Below are 14,894 nucleotides of genomic sequence, written 5' to 3' on the forward strand. Positions count from 1 at the left end.
TATCGCGAATTGTTTCCTATTGCAAATCGGATGCAATAATGGCACACATGTCAGATATCGCGGTGGCACGAGGGGCCAGGGGTGTAGAGGGTTACGTACTGCGGCAGGCGGAGCCCGGGGACCTCCCGGGGGCGCGCTCGGTGATGCTCGACACCGTCTACCGCGACTTCGGCCACGGGTACCTGCCGCAATGGCATTCCGACATCATCGATCTCGACTCGTACTACCTTGCGCCCGAGGACAACACGCTGTTCGTCGCCGTGCGGGACGGGGTCGTCGCGGCCACGGCCGGCGTGCGCGGCCAGACCCCGGCCTCGCCGCCGCACCCGCCCGAGGTGACGCGCCGCTTCGAGGAGGGGCGCACCGCGACGCTGTACCGCGTGTACGTGCGCCCCGAGCACCGGCGGCGGGGCCTGGCGGGCGCGCTGGTCGACGCCTGCCTGGAGTTCATCGCGGGCCGCGAGCGCTACAGCGGGGTGTACCTCCACACGGACGCCCGCACGCCGGGCGCGGTCGAGTTCTGGTCCAAGCGCGGCACCGTCCTGTTCGACGAGCGGGTGGCCGTCAACGAGGCGCGCCCCGAAGGATTCGACGAACCGTTCCAGACGGTCCACTTCGAACTCGACCTGCATCGCTAGAGCCGGTCGCTGCGATGCGGTCGCGGACCCGGCCGTCCGCGACCGGCGCTCATGCCTCCGGGAGCACTTGGCGCCCTTGGTACTGGCCGCAGTGCGTGCAGAGGTGGTGCGGGCGGATCGTCTCCTTCCGCGGGCACGGGCACACCTGGAGCGCGGGTGCCTTCGCCTTCCACTGCGAGCGGCGTTTGCGGGTGTTGGAGCGCGAGAGGCGCCGTTTCGGAACTGCCATGCCGCGATCTTAACGACAACGGTTTTCATTAACGATGCCGGGGGCGCCGGTCGCCAGGCGCGCACGAGGGGCCGCCCCGGCGGCAGGGCGGCCCCTCGCTTCTTGCGTGCGAATCCTGGTAGATCTCTGGGCTAGCAGTCGCGGGCTGCGACGGCCAGGTCCGGGAAGTCGCTGAAGACCGCGTCCACGCCGAGGTCGTAGAACAGCTCGAACTCGGCCTCGATGTCGCCCCACGCGGCCGGGTCGGAGCCCTCGCGCAGGTTCGCCGGCAGGAACGAGTTCTCGGCGCGGAAGGTCCAGACGTGCACGTCCAGGCCGCGCCGGTGCGCGCGCTTCACGATGTCCGTGGGCTCCGAGATCGAGCCGTCGGCCGCGCGCGGGAAGATGCGGTTCTTGTTGAGGCTCACCGTGTCCAGCGTCTGGGCGTACTCGTCCAGAGTCGCGTTGGCGATCGCGCCCTGGCCGTCGATGTTCAACCCGATCCGGTTGTCGACGCGCTCGGCGATGGTGAGCAGGCTCTCGTACTCGAACGACTGGATCCACACCGGCGACCGCTTGCGGTCGAGCTTGCGCTCCTCCAGCAGGTCGGCCAGCGCGTCCTCGATGCTCATGCCCTTGTCACCGTAGTAGGACGGGTGCTTCATCTCGGGGTAGGTGATGACCTTGCGGTCGAGGGTGTCCACGTAGTCGAGGACCTCGTCGTAGGTGACGAGTTCGAACTGGCCGTCGTGCTCGGCGCTGCCGGGGCGCAGGTCGGGCAGGCGCTCTTCGGCGCGGAGGGTCTTGAGTTCGGCGAGGGTGAAGTCGTCGGCAAAGAAGCCGGTGACGGGTTTGCCGTCGATGAGCTTGGTGGTCTTGCGGTCGGCGAACTCGGGGTGCGCGGCGACGTCGGTGGTCTCGTCGAGGACCGGCTCGTGGCGGGCGAGGAGTTCGCCGTCCTTGGTGAGCACGAGGTCGGGTTCGATGACGTCGGCGCCCATCTCGACGGCGAGCGCGTAGGCCTCGAGGGTGTGCTCGGGGAGGTAGCCGCTGGCGCCGCGGTGCGCGATCACGAGGGGTTCGTCGTGGTGGGGCTTGGCGGCGGCCGGTGCGGCGGCGAGGCCGGCGAGGGCTCCGGCGGCGGTCAGCACGGCCGCGCCGCGCAGGAGCACGCTCTTGAGGGACATGAAGGTCCTTTCGTGGGTGGGCGCGGCCTTGGGGGGCGCGGCCTTTCGGCGCTGGACTCCATCGGGGATGGGCCTTCAGTCAAGCCGTCGCGGTCGTCACCCGCTCGGCGCGAACGTGAACGGGGCCTGAATGATGCCGGAAATCCGGCGGTCGGCGGTTTCGACACGCCGGGCGCGGGTGGTGTGGGGCGGGTGCTGGATGTGGTCGCGGCCAGGCGGGAGGCCGTCGCTTCGGCGGTGGCGGCCACCCCGGCATGCGCCACCGCGACCATCGGTACGGTCACCGAGGCGACGGCCTCCCTGTCGGCCCTTCCGGCCCGATCCGATCGCGGCAGGGGGTGTCGCGATCCGGTGCCCGCGGGTTGCGAGCCTGCAGGTATCGGTTTCTAGATCGGGTTCCGGGCAGGGAGGCAGGGGAGGCTGGACCTCCCCTAAACGATTCAAATATTGATAGGAACCGTTTTCTAGGACATCTTGGCGCATCTCGGAGCGGACGTCAAGTATCGAAATCCTCCGATGCGTTCGGCGGCGTCCGGGCGGTCGCCGGGTTGCGCGGAGGTTGACTGCAGCCGAACAACAAGAACTGGCTGGTCAGCGGCTACCGCTCGCCGCCTGGGCTCCTGCATACTGGCCACTTTGTCATCATTGCCGCCACCGGATCGGAGCATCCTCCCAATGGAGCACCTTCCCCCGACCTACTCGCTGATCGGCTGCTGCGTCACACGCGACGCCGCCGACCTGGGCCGCGACCCCCTGCCCGCGCCAGTGCACTTCGTCTCCCGCACCCGCGTCCAGAGCCTCGTGTCGACCCCGACTCCCATTCGCGCCGAGGACATCGCGCTCGACTCGGCCTTCCAGCGCCGCACCATCGTCGAGGACCACCTGAAGACCGGGCTCGACGCGCTCGAGGGGATCGACCACCCGCTCGTCATCGACCTCATCGACGAGCGCTGGCCGCTCATCGAGACCGGCTCCGGGCTGGTGACCTCCACGATCTACCTCCGCAGCGCGGGTCTGGACCAGCGGCCCGGCTACGCCCCGTACGGCAATGACACCGAGCTCGCCGACGACGGCCCGTTCGCCACCGCCGCAAGGGCGCTCGTCGCCCGGCTGCCGCGGCAGGTGCTCATCCACCGCGCGTTCTGGGCCGTGAACGACACCGCGGGCCGGCCGGTGAGCGACCTGCGGCGCACCCGGCGGAACAACACGTGGCTCGAACGCGCCTACGCGATCCTCGAAGCGGCCCTGGGCGACCGCGCCCTCCCGCCGGTCGAAGTGGACGCGTCGCTGCGCATCGCCGACCCCGGGCACCGCTGGGGCCCGGGCCCGTACCACTACATCGACGAGTACTACACGGACTTCTCGGAGCAGGTGCGCAAGGTGCTCGCCAACGCCCCCGCCCGCTAGCCGGACTACGCGAAGCGCCCCGCGGCATCGCCGCGGGGCGCTCGTCGTTCAGGCACGGATCCGCAGCATGCCGCGGGGCGCTCGTCGCGCAAGCCCAGACCTGCAGCGGACCTCGCCGTTCACGTGCAGACCCGCAGCCGCAGCGGACCCTCGCCGTTCACGCGCAGACCCGCAGCATCGCGGCGGACCCTCGCGTCGTTCACGCGCAGATCCGTGAAGGGCGGTCCTGCGCGCTCCCCCCTCCCCTACGCGGCCGTCAGCAGCTGCGAAGCGGCCAGGTCGCGGTACAGGTCGTCGTGCTCCACCAGTTCCGCGTGGGTGCCCACGGCCCGCACGAGACCGGCGTCGAAGACCACGATCTGATCGGCCCTGGTCACCGTCGAGAGCCGGTGGGCCACAACGAGGACGTTCGTGCGCTCGGCCGCATCCAGCATCACCTGCTTGAGCGCGGCCTCGTTCGCGGCGTCGAGCTGCGAGGTGGCCTCGTCGAGCAGCAGCAGGCGCGGCTTGCGCAGCAGCGCCCGCGCGATCGCCACGCGCTGGCGCTCGCCGCCGGAGAGGGTCGTGCCCCGGTAGCCGATCCGCGAGTCGAGCCCCTCGGGCAGCTTGCCGACCAGTTCGGTGAGCCGCGCGACCCGCACGACCTCGTCCAGGTCGGCCTCGGTCGCGTTGGGCGAGGCCATGACCAGGTTCTCGCGGAGCGTGCCGTCCAGGACCGGCGCGTCCTGCTCGACGTAGCCGATCAGGCCGCGCAACTCTCCGAGCGGCCAGTCCGCGACGTCCACACCGTCCACTTTGACTGATCCGGTGGTGGCCGGGTAGAACCGCTCGATGAGCGAGAACACCGTCGTCTTGCCGGCGCCCGAAGGGCCGACCAGCGCGGTCAGACCGCGCCCGCTCGACTCGAACGAGACGCCGTGGTGGACGTACGGGAGGTCTTCGGCGTAGCGGAAGGTGACGTCCTCGAAGACGACCTGCGCGGGGCCGGTGCCGACCGGGATGCGCACGGCCTCGGGCAGGTTGCCCTCGGACGCGGAGTCCTCGGCGGCGAGCACCTCGACCTCTTCGATGCGGTGGATCGCGGCCAGGCCGGTCTGGAGCTGCGAGAGCGACGCGACGAGGCCGTTGATCGGGCCCATCAGGTAGAACAGCAGCAGCAGGAAGCCGATGAGGGTGCCGACCTCCATGGCCCCGGAGGCGACGCGCGCGCCGCCGACGCCGAGGACGAGGAGGAACGCGATGTTCACCGGCAGGAACGCGACGACGCCGGCGAGCGCCTCCCAGAAGGAGGCCTTGACGCCGGTGTCGCGGGCGGCGGTGGCCGCCGTGTTGAGGCGGCCGATCTCGTGGTCCTCGGCGCTGGAGGCCTTGACGGTGCGGAAGGCGCTGAAGATGCGTTCCAGGAGCGATCCCATGTCGCCCAAGGCCTTCTGCGAGGCGATGGTGGCGTTCTGGATGCGCGGCATGATGAACAGCATCGTGACGGTGACGAACGCGACCATGGCCATGGTGGTGCCGAACAGGGCGAGGTCGAGCCAGGCCATGAGGGCGATGCCGCCGAGGATCATGAAGCCGTCCGTCACGCCGCCGATGACGGTGGTGCTGGCGACGGTGCGCAGGAGGTTCGTGTCGGAGGAGAGCCGCGAGACGAGGTCGCCGGGTTTGATGCGGTCGACTTCGGCGACTTCGAGGCGCACGAGCCGGTCGATGAGCTGCTTGCGGACGGTGAGGACGACGTCCTGCCCGGCGATCTGCATGAGGTAGGGGCCGAGGGCGCCGAGCGCGCCGCCGACGATGACGACCGCGCCGAGGTAGAGCAGCGGCCGGGTGAGGGACTCGTTCGAGGAGAGGGTGTCGATCACGTCCATGGCGATGAGCGGCTGGACGAGGCCGACGAGGCCTCCGGCGAAGGAGAGCACGCCGCCGATGAGGAGCAGGCGCAGGTGCTGGCGGGCGTAAGCCCACAATCGGGTGATGGGGGCGCGAGGGGTGCCGGCCGCAGTGGCGGGCGTGTCCTCGGCGTTGAGGTCGTCGGTCATGGTTCCTGTTTCCTCCGCTGGGTGCTGCGGTCCCCATCGAAGCTACCTGCGGGGGCCGACACTGCCATCGGCCGATGGTCGTGACCGTCCTACGACCAAAGTCGTACGCCGTGAGGGGCCGCGGCGATTCGCGTCGGCCCCTCACGGCGTGCGCCGGTGTCAGTCCTCGGCGAGGACGATGATCTTGTCCCCCGGTTGGAGCATGAACTGCAGGCCCTTGTCCGGGTTCAGGTGCACGCCGTAGTTGGGGGCCTGCTTGGCGAGGGCGGCCACGCGGTAGCCGAACGCGGTCTCGCCGCGCCGCCGCGCCGACTCGGCGACCGTGTAGAAGTTGACCGGGACGCCCGGGCGCACGTAGTGCTCGGCGGGCTTGAGGTAGATCTCGGAGCCCTCGGGGCTGAACAGCTGCCCGAAGACCTGCGAGAGGTGCGGGTTCTCGGCGGTCTGAGTGAGCAGGAGGCTGATGAGCTTGTCGCTGACGATGAAGTCGTCGGCCTGCGTGACCTGGGCGAGCGTGCGGTTGCGGTCGTCGGCCATCTCCGAGACGACCTTGAAGCGGCTGTTGCTGCGCTGCGCCATGTCGCGCAGGTGCAGCAGGGTCACGAGGGTCTTCGAGTCGGCGAGCTGCGGGGCCACGTCGTCCGAGCACAGGGCGATGATGTGGTTGTACGAGCCGGGGTTGAGCGATTCGAGGAGCACCCGGTCGGTGGTGTCGTCCTCCTTGAAGTTCAGGCCCTGGACGCGCATGGTCGGTCCGATCTTGCGGATGGCCTCGGGCGCGTCCGGGTGGTCGGTGACGACGTCGGTGACCGAACCGGGGGCGACGTACTGGTCGAGCTGCTCCAGGATCGTGCGCGACATGGCGTTCCAGCCGAGGATGAGCGTGCGCTCGGGCCGGTTCCCGGCGTCCGCGCGCGCCACGATGACGCTCTCGTCGATCACGGGCCGGGAGCCGTCGAGCACGATCGCGGAGTCGTCCGCGGCGAGGAGGATGAGCTTGTCGCCCGGCTGCAGCGACGCCGAGGTGGGCGGGTTGATGATGCACCGGCCCTCCTTGGTGAGCACGCCCAGGAACGAGGACGTGCGGTAGGAGTGCAGGGCCTGGCTGAGCGGGCGGCTGAACAGGCCCGGCTCCTCGACCATGTAGATCTCGTCCCCGCCGAAGTCGAGCAGGTCGGTGTAGACGACGGAGAGGCCGGACTGGCGGCAGGTCTGCACCATGAGGCGGGCCATGAGGTCGTTCGCGTCCACGATGTGCGCCGCGCGGCCACCGGCGAGGCGGGCCGCGGGGAGGTTCCGGCCCTCGGCCACCGCGCCGACGACATGGCACTTGATGCCGTTGCCGCCCTGGGTGACCGCGAGGAGCGAGCGCACGAGCTGCGCGTCGGGGTCCTCCTCGGCGGAGGTCAGGATGATGACGCTCTTGGCCTGCGAGGGGTTGACGAGGCCGATGCTGTCGGGGTCGGCCGGGTCGCCGGTGCGGCACACGACGCGCGTGGACTTGAGGTCCGCGATCTTCGTGCGGATCTCGTCCTCCATTTCGACCTTGTCGCGGTCGGCGAGGATCGCGATGACGGCGCGCTTCTCGCTCTCGTTGGCCTCCACCAATTCCGAGATGACGATGAAGACCTGGTCGGACCATCCGAGCACGACCGTGTGATCTTTCTCAACGACGAGCGAGCGGCCTTTCCGGAGCTCTTCGAGTTTCGCGTCGAGACCGGTCGTCAGCACACCGACGAGTGACGACAGGATCACCAGACCGCCGATGGTGGTGATGAACATGACGACCATCGAGGGGCCGCCGGCATCGTCGCCGGTGATGGTGCCGGCGTCGAGGATGTGGATGAACGACTTCCACAATGTACCGCCGAATCCGTCGGCGTCTTGCACGACGGCGAGGAAGAGGGCACCAATTGCGGTGAGCGCCAACGTGATTACGGTCAACCAACCGATCAGCGCTTTCGTGCCCTTCGACATGGTGTTGTCGAACCAATAGCGTGCCCGCTGTTTGAACGTCGGATCGGACATCGGGGGGCGTCCTTTCTGGGAACGGCTTTCGACCGGCCGACTCGGGGCGGAGGCGAGTGGGGCCGGGACTGTTCAGGGGCGTCAGCCACTTCTACTGCATTGCGTCCACTGCGACCAGTCGCAATGGCATCGCTACACGGGGTCACCCGGATCCGAGGGGCGCCAGGGGCGGGCGCGGAGACCGGCGGGCGACGACGCCTCCCACCCTAGTTCGAAACGTAAAGCCGGAAGAGGCGAGGGTGACCGGAGGGCGACGCCGGACCGCGCCCTCACCCCATGCGGCGCTGCAGCAGCCGCAGCGACCTGCGGCCGGACCGCTTCACGCCCAACGGCACCAGGGCCGCCCGGCCCGGCACGCGCACACCGCCGGTGAGCGCGACCCGGGTCCGCTCCGGCCCGTCCGGCACGGCCGCCACACCGATGAGGAGGAACCGGCTCTGCAGCCAGCACCAGCCCGGCCGCAGGCTCCCGCGCAAGTGCGCCCGCATCCCGTACCTGCTCACCGCGAGCGCCTCCACGCGGCCCTCCTCCGCGCGGATGACGGTGAGCCGCTTCATGTCCGGCTCGAAATCGCCGAAGCCGCGCTCCAGGTCCGCGATGTGCGCCCAGACCCGTTCGAAAGGCGCCGCGACGACGCCCTCGGTGACGCTCGCGCCCCTGATCCCGGCGGCCAGCGCGTGCAGGCGGGCGATCGCGTCGGGTTCGGCCACGGGCCAGTGCTGTGTCACTCGGACCACGCCTTTCGGAAGGTTCGCCGGGCCCGGTGGAGCCTGGACTTGACGGTGCCGGTCCCGATCAGGAGGAGTGCGGCGGCCTCGGTCTCGCTGTAGCCCTCCTGGTCGCGGAGGACGAGGATGGCGCGGTGCTCGGGCGAGAGCCGGCGCAGGACGTCCTCGATGTCGGTCTCGAGCTGGGGGTCGCCGGGCTGGGGGAGGTCGTCGAGTTCGGCGGGGACGGTGCGGCGGTCGCGGGCGATGCGGACGGCCTCGCGGACCGCTATCGTTCGCGCCCAGGAGAAGAGGGCTTCGGGGGCGCGGAGGGTCTTGAGGGACTTGAAGATCGCGATGAGGGCTTCCTGGGCGGCATCGGGGCCGTGGCCGAGGGCGATGGGCGCGCAGATGCGCCCGACGTAGGGCGCGAGGGCGTCGAGCAGGTCGTTCATGGCGAGGGTGTCGCCCCGCTGGGCCTGGCGGACCAGCGGGGCGAGCTCGTCGGGGTTCATGGGAGGCATCCTGGCATCAGGGCGACTCGGGCGCGGCCCCGGTCGCGGCGAGTGCGGGGCGGCGTGCGGTGCCGCTGCGGGCGATGTGGAGGACGGCGGCGGCCAGGGCGATGCACAGCGGCGTGTAGAGGAGCAGGTTGAGCCGGTAGAAGTCGGGGTGGTCGGCGGGCGCGCCGAGGCCGAGGCCCCAAGCGATGCCGGCGAGTGCGCGAAGGCTGACGAACGCGAGGAACGCGAGGGTGCCGGCCTGGAGCAGCGGGTAGAGGCGGTGGCCGCGTGCGACGCGGGCGCGGCAGTGGATGACGGTGAGAGTGGTCAGGGCGAGGGCGGTGAGGGCGAGCAGGAGCCGGGGCGCGAACGAGACCTCGGCGCCGAGCAGGCCGTAGGAGAGCGTTCGGACGCTGCCGGCGGGCCAGGTGCTCCCGGTGGCCCAGAGCAGGTGGAACGCGGCGTCCACGATGAGCACGGCTTCGACGGCGTAGGCGGTGCGGCGGGTGCGGGCGGTCAAGGTCTTCTCCTTCCGAGCGGAACGGTTCACAGGAGAAGAGGAGCGTTGCGGGCGAAAGGTTCCCCACGGGTTTCCGCGCGCTGCGGTGACGCGTGGCGGACCGCCGCGCGGGGTTCACCTTTCAGTTTGCGGCCCGGCGCGCGGCTTCTGTCGGGCGGTGGCGCAGCGGGGTGCGGGCCGGTCGCCGCGCGGGTTCACGTTCCAGTTCGCGGGGCGGCCGGCACGAGGCTTCCATTTCGGCTCTGGCGCAGCGGGTGAGGGCCGGTCGCCGCGCGAGGTCCGCGTCCCAGTTCGCGGGGTGCCCCTGCGCTCGGCTTCCGTTCCGGCAGCGGCGCAGAAGGTTCCCCGCGGGTTTCCGCGCGCTGTGCTGACGCGCGGCGGGATCCCGTGCGGGGTTCGCCTTCCAGTTTGCGGCCCGGCGCGCGGCTTCTGTTCCGGCGGTGGCGCAGCCGGGTGCGGGCCGGTCGCCGCGCGAGAATCACGTTCCAGTTCGCGGGGCGCCCCGGCGCTCGGCTTCCGTCCGGCGGTAGCGCAAGCGGGGTGCGGGCCGGTCGCCGCGCAGGTTGCCGCTCCGGGGGCGGTCGGCGTGTTCGCCGATCGCAGCGCTCGGGTCCCGTCCCGTTCGGTGCACCGGCGGGGGCCGGTGGCGCGGTCCGGCGGTTACCGGAGGCCGTCCTCGTCGGGCACCACTTCGATCGCGAGGCGGGTGTGTCGCTTGGGGACGGTGAAGCGCGGTTCGGACTCGGGTCCGGTCCCCTTGCGGTGGGCGGTGATCTGGAGGCTGACGCCGTCGCGGCACTCGCGGTCCCAGACGCGGACCTCGTCGGCGACGCGGGCGGCGAGGTTCGGGCCGTTCGGGCCGTGGCCGCGCACGCCGATCTCGTTGCCGCCGCCGGTCTTGCGACACACCAGGTACGCGAAGTCCTCGCCTTCGACGACGGCCGGGTTGGCCCAGCGCAGCAGCAGCCGCTGCAGGCCGTGGTCGCCGAACGGGGCGCTCATACGCCCGTACCCGGCGAACGCGCAGGCCAGCCACAGCGAGAGCTGGGTGGCGTCATCGTTCACCTTGAGCTGCACGGGGGTCCACACGGTCGAGCCGCGCCCGTCGAGGACCCCGCGCACGCCGTCGGCCTCGACTTCGTGCTCGACGTGGAAGGTCATGATGCGGCCCTCGGAGAGTTCGACCGTCTGGCCCTCCTGGCTGCCGAGACCGCGCATGGGCATGAACCCGCAGCTCACGATCGAGCGGCTGCGCATGACGCCGTCCTCGTAGTCGAAGGCCACCGAGTGCTCGCAGCCGCGGATGCTCAGCGGAGCGACCAGCCGGCCGCCTTCGGCGAGCTGGTCCCACCAGGCCGGCGGCAGGTCCCAGGTGCCCACGGTGGCGATGATGCGGTCGTAGGGCGCGCCGTCGATGAAGCCGAGCTCCCCGTCGCCTTGGACGACGCGCACGCGTTCAGCACCGACCTCGGCGAGCGCCTTTCTGGCCCGGCCTACGGTGTCCGAGTCGATGTCGACAGTGGTCACCGCGCCTTCCGGTCCGACGAGCGCGTCGAGCAGCGCGGCGTTGTATCCGGTGCCCGCGCCGATCTCGAGCACGCGCTGGCCGGGCCGCACGTCGAGCTGCTCCAGCATCTCGGCGACGATCGCGGGCTGCGAAGCGGAGCTCACGGCCTCGCCGTCGCTGTTGCGCTTGGTCACGTACACGTCGTCGGCGTACGCGATGCGCAGCGTCGCCTCGGGCACGAAGCGGTGGCGCGGCACGGCGAGCATCGCCGTCTCCACCGCCTCGCTCCGGATCACGCCGCGCGACCGCAGGCTCCCCACGAGGCGCGTGCGCAACTGCTGCGCCTCGTTACCCGAAGTATCGGTGCGATCACCCACGTCTTCCAGCGTACGTCCGATGTGCCACGTTCGCCTCCTCCAGTTCCATCGGTTGGAACGGTTCAACCGTTCATTCCCGCTCAGCGCAGCGCGCGTCGAGCATCGCCCAGAGCGCCTCGCGCCGGTCCTCCGGCACGTCGATCGGGGTCGCGACGGGCTCGCCGCCGCCGATCGCGATCCACGCACTGAACCCGAACGGGTGCTTCGCGTCGCCCACCACGTGGCCGTCGCAGCGGTGCGCGTCGAAGACCAGCGGCACCGTCACGCCGCCCGCCTCGGGCGCCGACGCGCCGGCGTGGATCTCGAACAGGACGCTCCCGCGCACCTCGGTCACGTCCAGCGCCGCCTCTCCCAGCGGCGTCACACTCAACCTCCCTTCGAGGGTGCCGTCCGCGGCGGCGGTCAGCTCCCCCAGCTCGATGCGGGCGTTCGCGGCAATTGCCTGCGCTGCGCACGCTTCCCGGACCAACCGGTCAAGTGTGCCGTTCGGGTACGACAATTCCAGGGTGAGCGTGTGCTCGGCCCCGTCCTCGGTGGCGACGAGGAGGACCACGGAGGCCGGTTCGGCCTTGGAGTCGACGCCCTCGGGGCAGGACGCGGCGCCGTACTGGATGAGCATGTCGCGCGCGTTCTTGCTGGGCGGGACCTCGGTGTCGAGTTCCTGGACGCCCAAGGGCGCGAACGAGTCCGTGAGGAGTTCGACGCCGCGCACGCGCACGGGTGCGTCGCCGTGGTTGGTGACCGCGATGGCGACCTGGCCCGGCTTCATGAACATGCGGCGGATCTCGGCGGTGGCGGTCAGCTCGGGCGGGTCGGAAGGGGCGGTCGCGGCGGTATCGCCGCGAGGGCCGGCGAGGCTCCCGGCGAGCGCCGCCGAGACGGCGGCCAGCACGAAGACGCCGACGATCGCGATCCGAACCCAGCGCATGCGGCCTCCCGGCGAGCCGATCCGAAGGCCCGCAGGGGATTGCGGGGAGGGACGGGCCCGGTCGAGTCCAGTCTGGCACTGCGCGCGCCCGATGTGAAGCACCCGGGCGGCTGCGGTTCGGTGGAGGGGTGCGGGGACTGGCGGTCGACGCGGGGGCCGGGAGGCCTGTCGATCCCCGCGGGTCGTCACCGGTTGGGCGTCAGGCGCTCCGATGCGTCGAGGCACCACGCGAGCGCCGAAGGCCAGCGCCCGTAGCCGTCGCCGAGGGCGAGGTGACCGCCGCCGGGGATCACGTCGACCTCGCAGCCGAGGGGCCGCCCATAGTGCTCGGCCGCGCCTTCGGTGCAGTACGGGTCGTCGTCGGAGCAGACCAGCCGCACCGACCGCTCGGCGAGCCGCAGGCCGGCAAGGTCGAGGCCGACCGTGGTGAAGCCGGCGATGACGTCCCAATCGAACGCCTGCGGCCCGGGCGGGCTCACGAGCAGGACCCGGTCGGCCGAGAGGGGGTTCGCCGAGGCGGCGTCGGCCGCCGCGAGGTGGAGCCACGCGACGCTGGCGAGGCTGTGGCAGACGACGATCTTCTCGCCGCGCATGAGCGCCAGTTCGGACCGGAACGCGTCGGTCCAGTCCACGAGCCGCGGCCGGTCGGTGTCGGGCAGCTGGGGGTAGAAGACCTGCTCGCCGTGCTCGCGCAGGTCCATGGCCAGCTCGTGCTGCCAGTGGCCTTCGGGCCTGCGGTTCTCCACGCCGTGGAGGATGAGATAGCTGCGGTTCCACATAGTTCGGGAGCGTAGTGGCGGCGCGCTGCGGAGGCGAACGGGGTCCCGTCGCGGGGCCGGCGCGCGGGCGGCGAACGCTGCGCCCCCGGAGTCAGCTCGCAGCGCCGCCCCGCGGAGGCGGTACGCGGCACGCCCGCTTCGCGGAGTCGGCTCGCGGGCGACGAACGCTGCGCGGAGCCGACTCGCAGCGCCGCCCCGAAGGCCCGCTGCGCGGGGCCGCCGGACGCCCAAGTACGGGCTCGCAGCGCGGGACCACAGAGGACCGCTGCGCGGGGCCGCCGGGATCGGTCGGGCCCCGCGCAGCGGGTTCAGGCGACGAACGTCAGGAAGCGGGCACCGTCGCGATCGTCAGCAGGTGGTTGCTCGCGCCCAGCAGCGAGGGCTCGGCCTCGATGAGCCGCAGGCCGTCCATGAGGTGCTCGCGGGTGTCGGGTTCGTCGATGAGGCGCTCGAGTTCGGGGATGTACCCGGGGAATCCCTGCACCGCGTACTGCGCCGCGCCGTCCAGGCCCGCGTCCGCGAACTCGGACGCGACCTCGCCGGGGTGGGCGAGGTAGGCGGTGGTGAAGATGTCCTGGTCGTAGTACCGCAGCGTGCCTTCGCGCATGATGCGAAGGCTGGCCTCGGCACTCAGGCCCTTGTCGGCACCGCCCCCTCGGAACAGCAGGAAGTCGTTCCAGCCCGCCGTGCGGTTGATCGTCACGGCCGCCACAGTGCCGCCGGGCCGCGCGCATCGCGCGGCCTCCGCCACGGCCTGCACGCGGTGCGCGCGGTCGGTCAAGTGGTAGAGGGGGCCCATGAGCAGCACCGCGTCGAAACTCGCGTCGTCCCAAGGCAGTTCGCGGGCGTCGCCGACGACGGCGGTGACGCCGGGCAGCTGGGCCGCGACCTCGACCTGGCTGGCGACGGGGTCGATGAGGGTGACGCGGTGGCCGTCCTCGGCGAGCCACTTCGCGTGCACGCCGGTCGCGCCGCCCACGTCAAGCACCTCGAGTCCGGCACCAGGGAGCTTGCGGCGCAACAGGTCCTGCATGCGGGCGAACTCCAGGCGTCCGCGCGCGTTGCGCGTCAGGCGCTCGCGCTCGCCGCCGCGCTCGTAGTACGACTCGATCTCGGTCTCCAGTTCCCAGGTGCTCATGGCGAGAATTCTCCAAGAACGCCACAGAAACCGCTATCGAGTAAGCGGGGCGTGGAAACGGCGGCCGGTCAGCCGTCCCCTCGCACTCCCGCAAGCGCGAAGGATCGGTCGGCTGGCCGCCGCGCTGCTATCTCACCTCATCGCCCGCGCACCCCGCCGCGCGGGGCCGCCCGCTCGACTCGGGACGAACCGTGCCCCGGCCGGTTTCAGTTGGCGGCGACGCGCAGGCCCAGAGCCACCATCACCGCGCCGGTCACGCCGTTGAGCCAAGCGCGCACGCGCGGGCGCTCAAGAACGGTGCGGAGCAGGCCGATCAGGTTCGCGAGTCCGATGTAGAAGAGACCGCAGACGGCCATCCCGACGGCCGCGAGCTCACCGATGAGCACCGCCTGCGAGCCCCCGCCGATGAGGAACTGCGGCATGAGCGCCGTGAACAGGACGACCGCTTTCGGGTTGAGCAGGTTGCACATCAGGCCCGAGCGGAACGCGGCCCAGTGGCTCATGGGCCGGTCGAGTTCGATCGCCGCGGCGGGCCGGCGCCGCTCCTTGATCGCGGCGCGGATCGACCGGATCCCCAGGTAGACAAGGTAGGCGGCGCCCGCGAGCTTGACGGCGGTGAACGCCAGCGCCGAGGCGGCGAGGAGCGCCGCGAGCCCGATGGAGGTGGCGACGACCCACACGCTGATGCCGAGGCCGATCCCGACGGCGGTCCACATCCCGCTCGCCCGCCCCGAGAGCACGGTGTTGCGCACGACCATCGCGAAGTCGGGTCCGGGGACGATGGCGGCGAGCAGGATCGCCAGGCCGAAGAGCAGTGGCGCGGTCATGGTCTCCCCCTAGGTGCGTTCGGGCCCATCCTCCGGGTTCGGGGGCGGGGGCGCATCCGCACGGTGACGGGGTTCGGCGACCGGGTTCTCGCGTCGTCCGG

The 14,894-nt window shown here is 71.2% G+C and carries 14 protein-coding genes; 2 read left to right on the forward strand and 12 right to left on the reverse strand.

The features are described 5' to 3' along the window. The first annotated feature begins 47 nt into the window (after window positions 1-47). Window positions 48-638: a GNAT family N-acetyltransferase gene (locus QWI33_RS10010; RefSeq protein WP_289957106.1), complete on the forward strand. Its 591-nt coding sequence runs from the start codon at window positions 48-50 to the stop codon at window positions 636-638. Window positions 639-687: 49 nt separating this feature from the next. On the opposite strand, the gene rpmF is transcribed toward QWI33_RS10010, so the two are convergent. Beyond that, a complete protein-coding gene (rpmF, locus tag QWI33_RS10015; RefSeq protein WP_289957107.1) occupies window positions 688-867 on the reverse strand; it encodes a 50S ribosomal protein L32 in 180 nt (59 codons plus the stop codon). Between the two features lie 131 nt (window positions 868-998). Further along, window positions 999-2,033: a glycerophosphodiester phosphodiesterase family protein gene (locus tag QWI33_RS10020; RefSeq protein WP_289957108.1), complete on the reverse strand. Its 1,035-nt coding sequence runs from the start codon at window positions 2,031-2,033 to the stop codon at window positions 999-1,001. Window positions 2,034-2,708: 675 nt separating this feature from the next. Between QWI33_RS10020 and QWI33_RS10025 the strand changes: the two genes are divergently transcribed. Further along, entirely contained in the window at window positions 2,709-3,440 is a 732-nt protein-coding gene (locus tag QWI33_RS10025) for a DUF6270 domain-containing protein (protein ID WP_289957109.1), read from the forward strand. A gap of 245 nt (window positions 3,441-3,685) precedes the next feature. On the opposite strand, the gene QWI33_RS10030 is transcribed toward QWI33_RS10025, so the two are convergent. The 10 genes from QWI33_RS10030 to QWI33_RS10075 form a co-directional block, all read right to left on the reverse strand. Next, the gene (locus QWI33_RS10030) at window positions 3,686-5,479 is read right to left on the reverse strand and encodes an ABC transporter ATP-binding protein (RefSeq protein ID WP_289957110.1); all 1,794 of its coding nucleotides are present in this window, start codon (window positions 5,477-5,479) and stop codon (window positions 3,686-3,688) included. A 159-nt stretch (window positions 5,480-5,638) separates the two neighbouring features. Continuing rightward, on the reverse strand, window positions 5,639-7,423 hold the full coding sequence (locus tag QWI33_RS10035; RefSeq protein ID WP_289957111.1) for a CASTOR/POLLUX-related putative ion channel: 1,785 nt from the start codon (window positions 7,421-7,423) through the stop codon (window positions 5,639-5,641). Window positions 7,424-7,776: 353 nt separating this feature from the next. Beyond that, window positions 7,777-8,235, reverse strand: coding sequence for a hypothetical protein (locus QWI33_RS10040; protein ID WP_289957112.1), 459 nt, complete (start codon window positions 8,233-8,235; stop codon window positions 7,777-7,779). Then, window positions 8,232-8,729 carry an RNA polymerase sigma factor gene (locus QWI33_RS10045; protein WP_289957113.1) on the reverse strand — a complete coding sequence of 166 codons (498 nt, stop codon included), beginning with the start codon at window positions 8,727-8,729 and terminating at the stop codon, window positions 8,232-8,234. The genes QWI33_RS10040 and QWI33_RS10045 overlap by 4 nt, the downstream gene beginning before the upstream one ends. Before the next feature lie 16 nt (window positions 8,730-8,745). After that, the gene (locus QWI33_RS10050) at window positions 8,746-9,237 is read right to left on the reverse strand and encodes a DUF3995 domain-containing protein (protein ID WP_289957114.1); all 492 of its coding nucleotides are present in this window, start codon (window positions 9,235-9,237) and stop codon (window positions 8,746-8,748) included. Between the two features lie 660 nt (window positions 9,238-9,897). Beyond that, complete coding sequence (gene fxlM / locus QWI33_RS10055) at window positions 9,898-11,121, reverse strand: methyltransferase, FxLD system (protein ID WP_289957115.1); 1,224 nt, start codon at window positions 11,119-11,121, stop codon at window positions 9,898-9,900. A gap of 70 nt (window positions 11,122-11,191) precedes the next feature. Beyond that, the gene (locus tag QWI33_RS10060; protein ID WP_289957116.1) at window positions 11,192-12,049 is read right to left on the reverse strand and encodes a hypothetical protein; all 858 of its coding nucleotides are present in this window, start codon (window positions 12,047-12,049) and stop codon (window positions 11,192-11,194) included. Window positions 12,050-12,234: 185 nt separating this feature from the next. Continuing rightward, on the reverse strand, window positions 12,235-12,828 hold the full coding sequence (locus QWI33_RS10065) for an RBBP9/YdeN family alpha/beta hydrolase (protein ID WP_289957117.1): 594 nt from the start codon (window positions 12,826-12,828) through the stop codon (window positions 12,235-12,237). A gap of 322 nt (window positions 12,829-13,150) precedes the next feature. Continuing rightward, the gene (locus tag QWI33_RS10070; protein WP_289957118.1) at window positions 13,151-13,966 is read right to left on the reverse strand and encodes a class I SAM-dependent methyltransferase; all 816 of its coding nucleotides are present in this window, start codon (window positions 13,964-13,966) and stop codon (window positions 13,151-13,153) included. A gap of 206 nt (window positions 13,967-14,172) precedes the next feature. Then, on the reverse strand, window positions 14,173-14,793 hold the full coding sequence (locus tag QWI33_RS10075; RefSeq protein ID WP_289957119.1) for a LysE family translocator: 621 nt from the start codon (window positions 14,791-14,793) through the stop codon (window positions 14,173-14,175). Window positions 14,794-14,894: the final 101 nt, after the last annotated feature.

This window comes from Glycomyces tritici, from assembly GCF_030403505.1.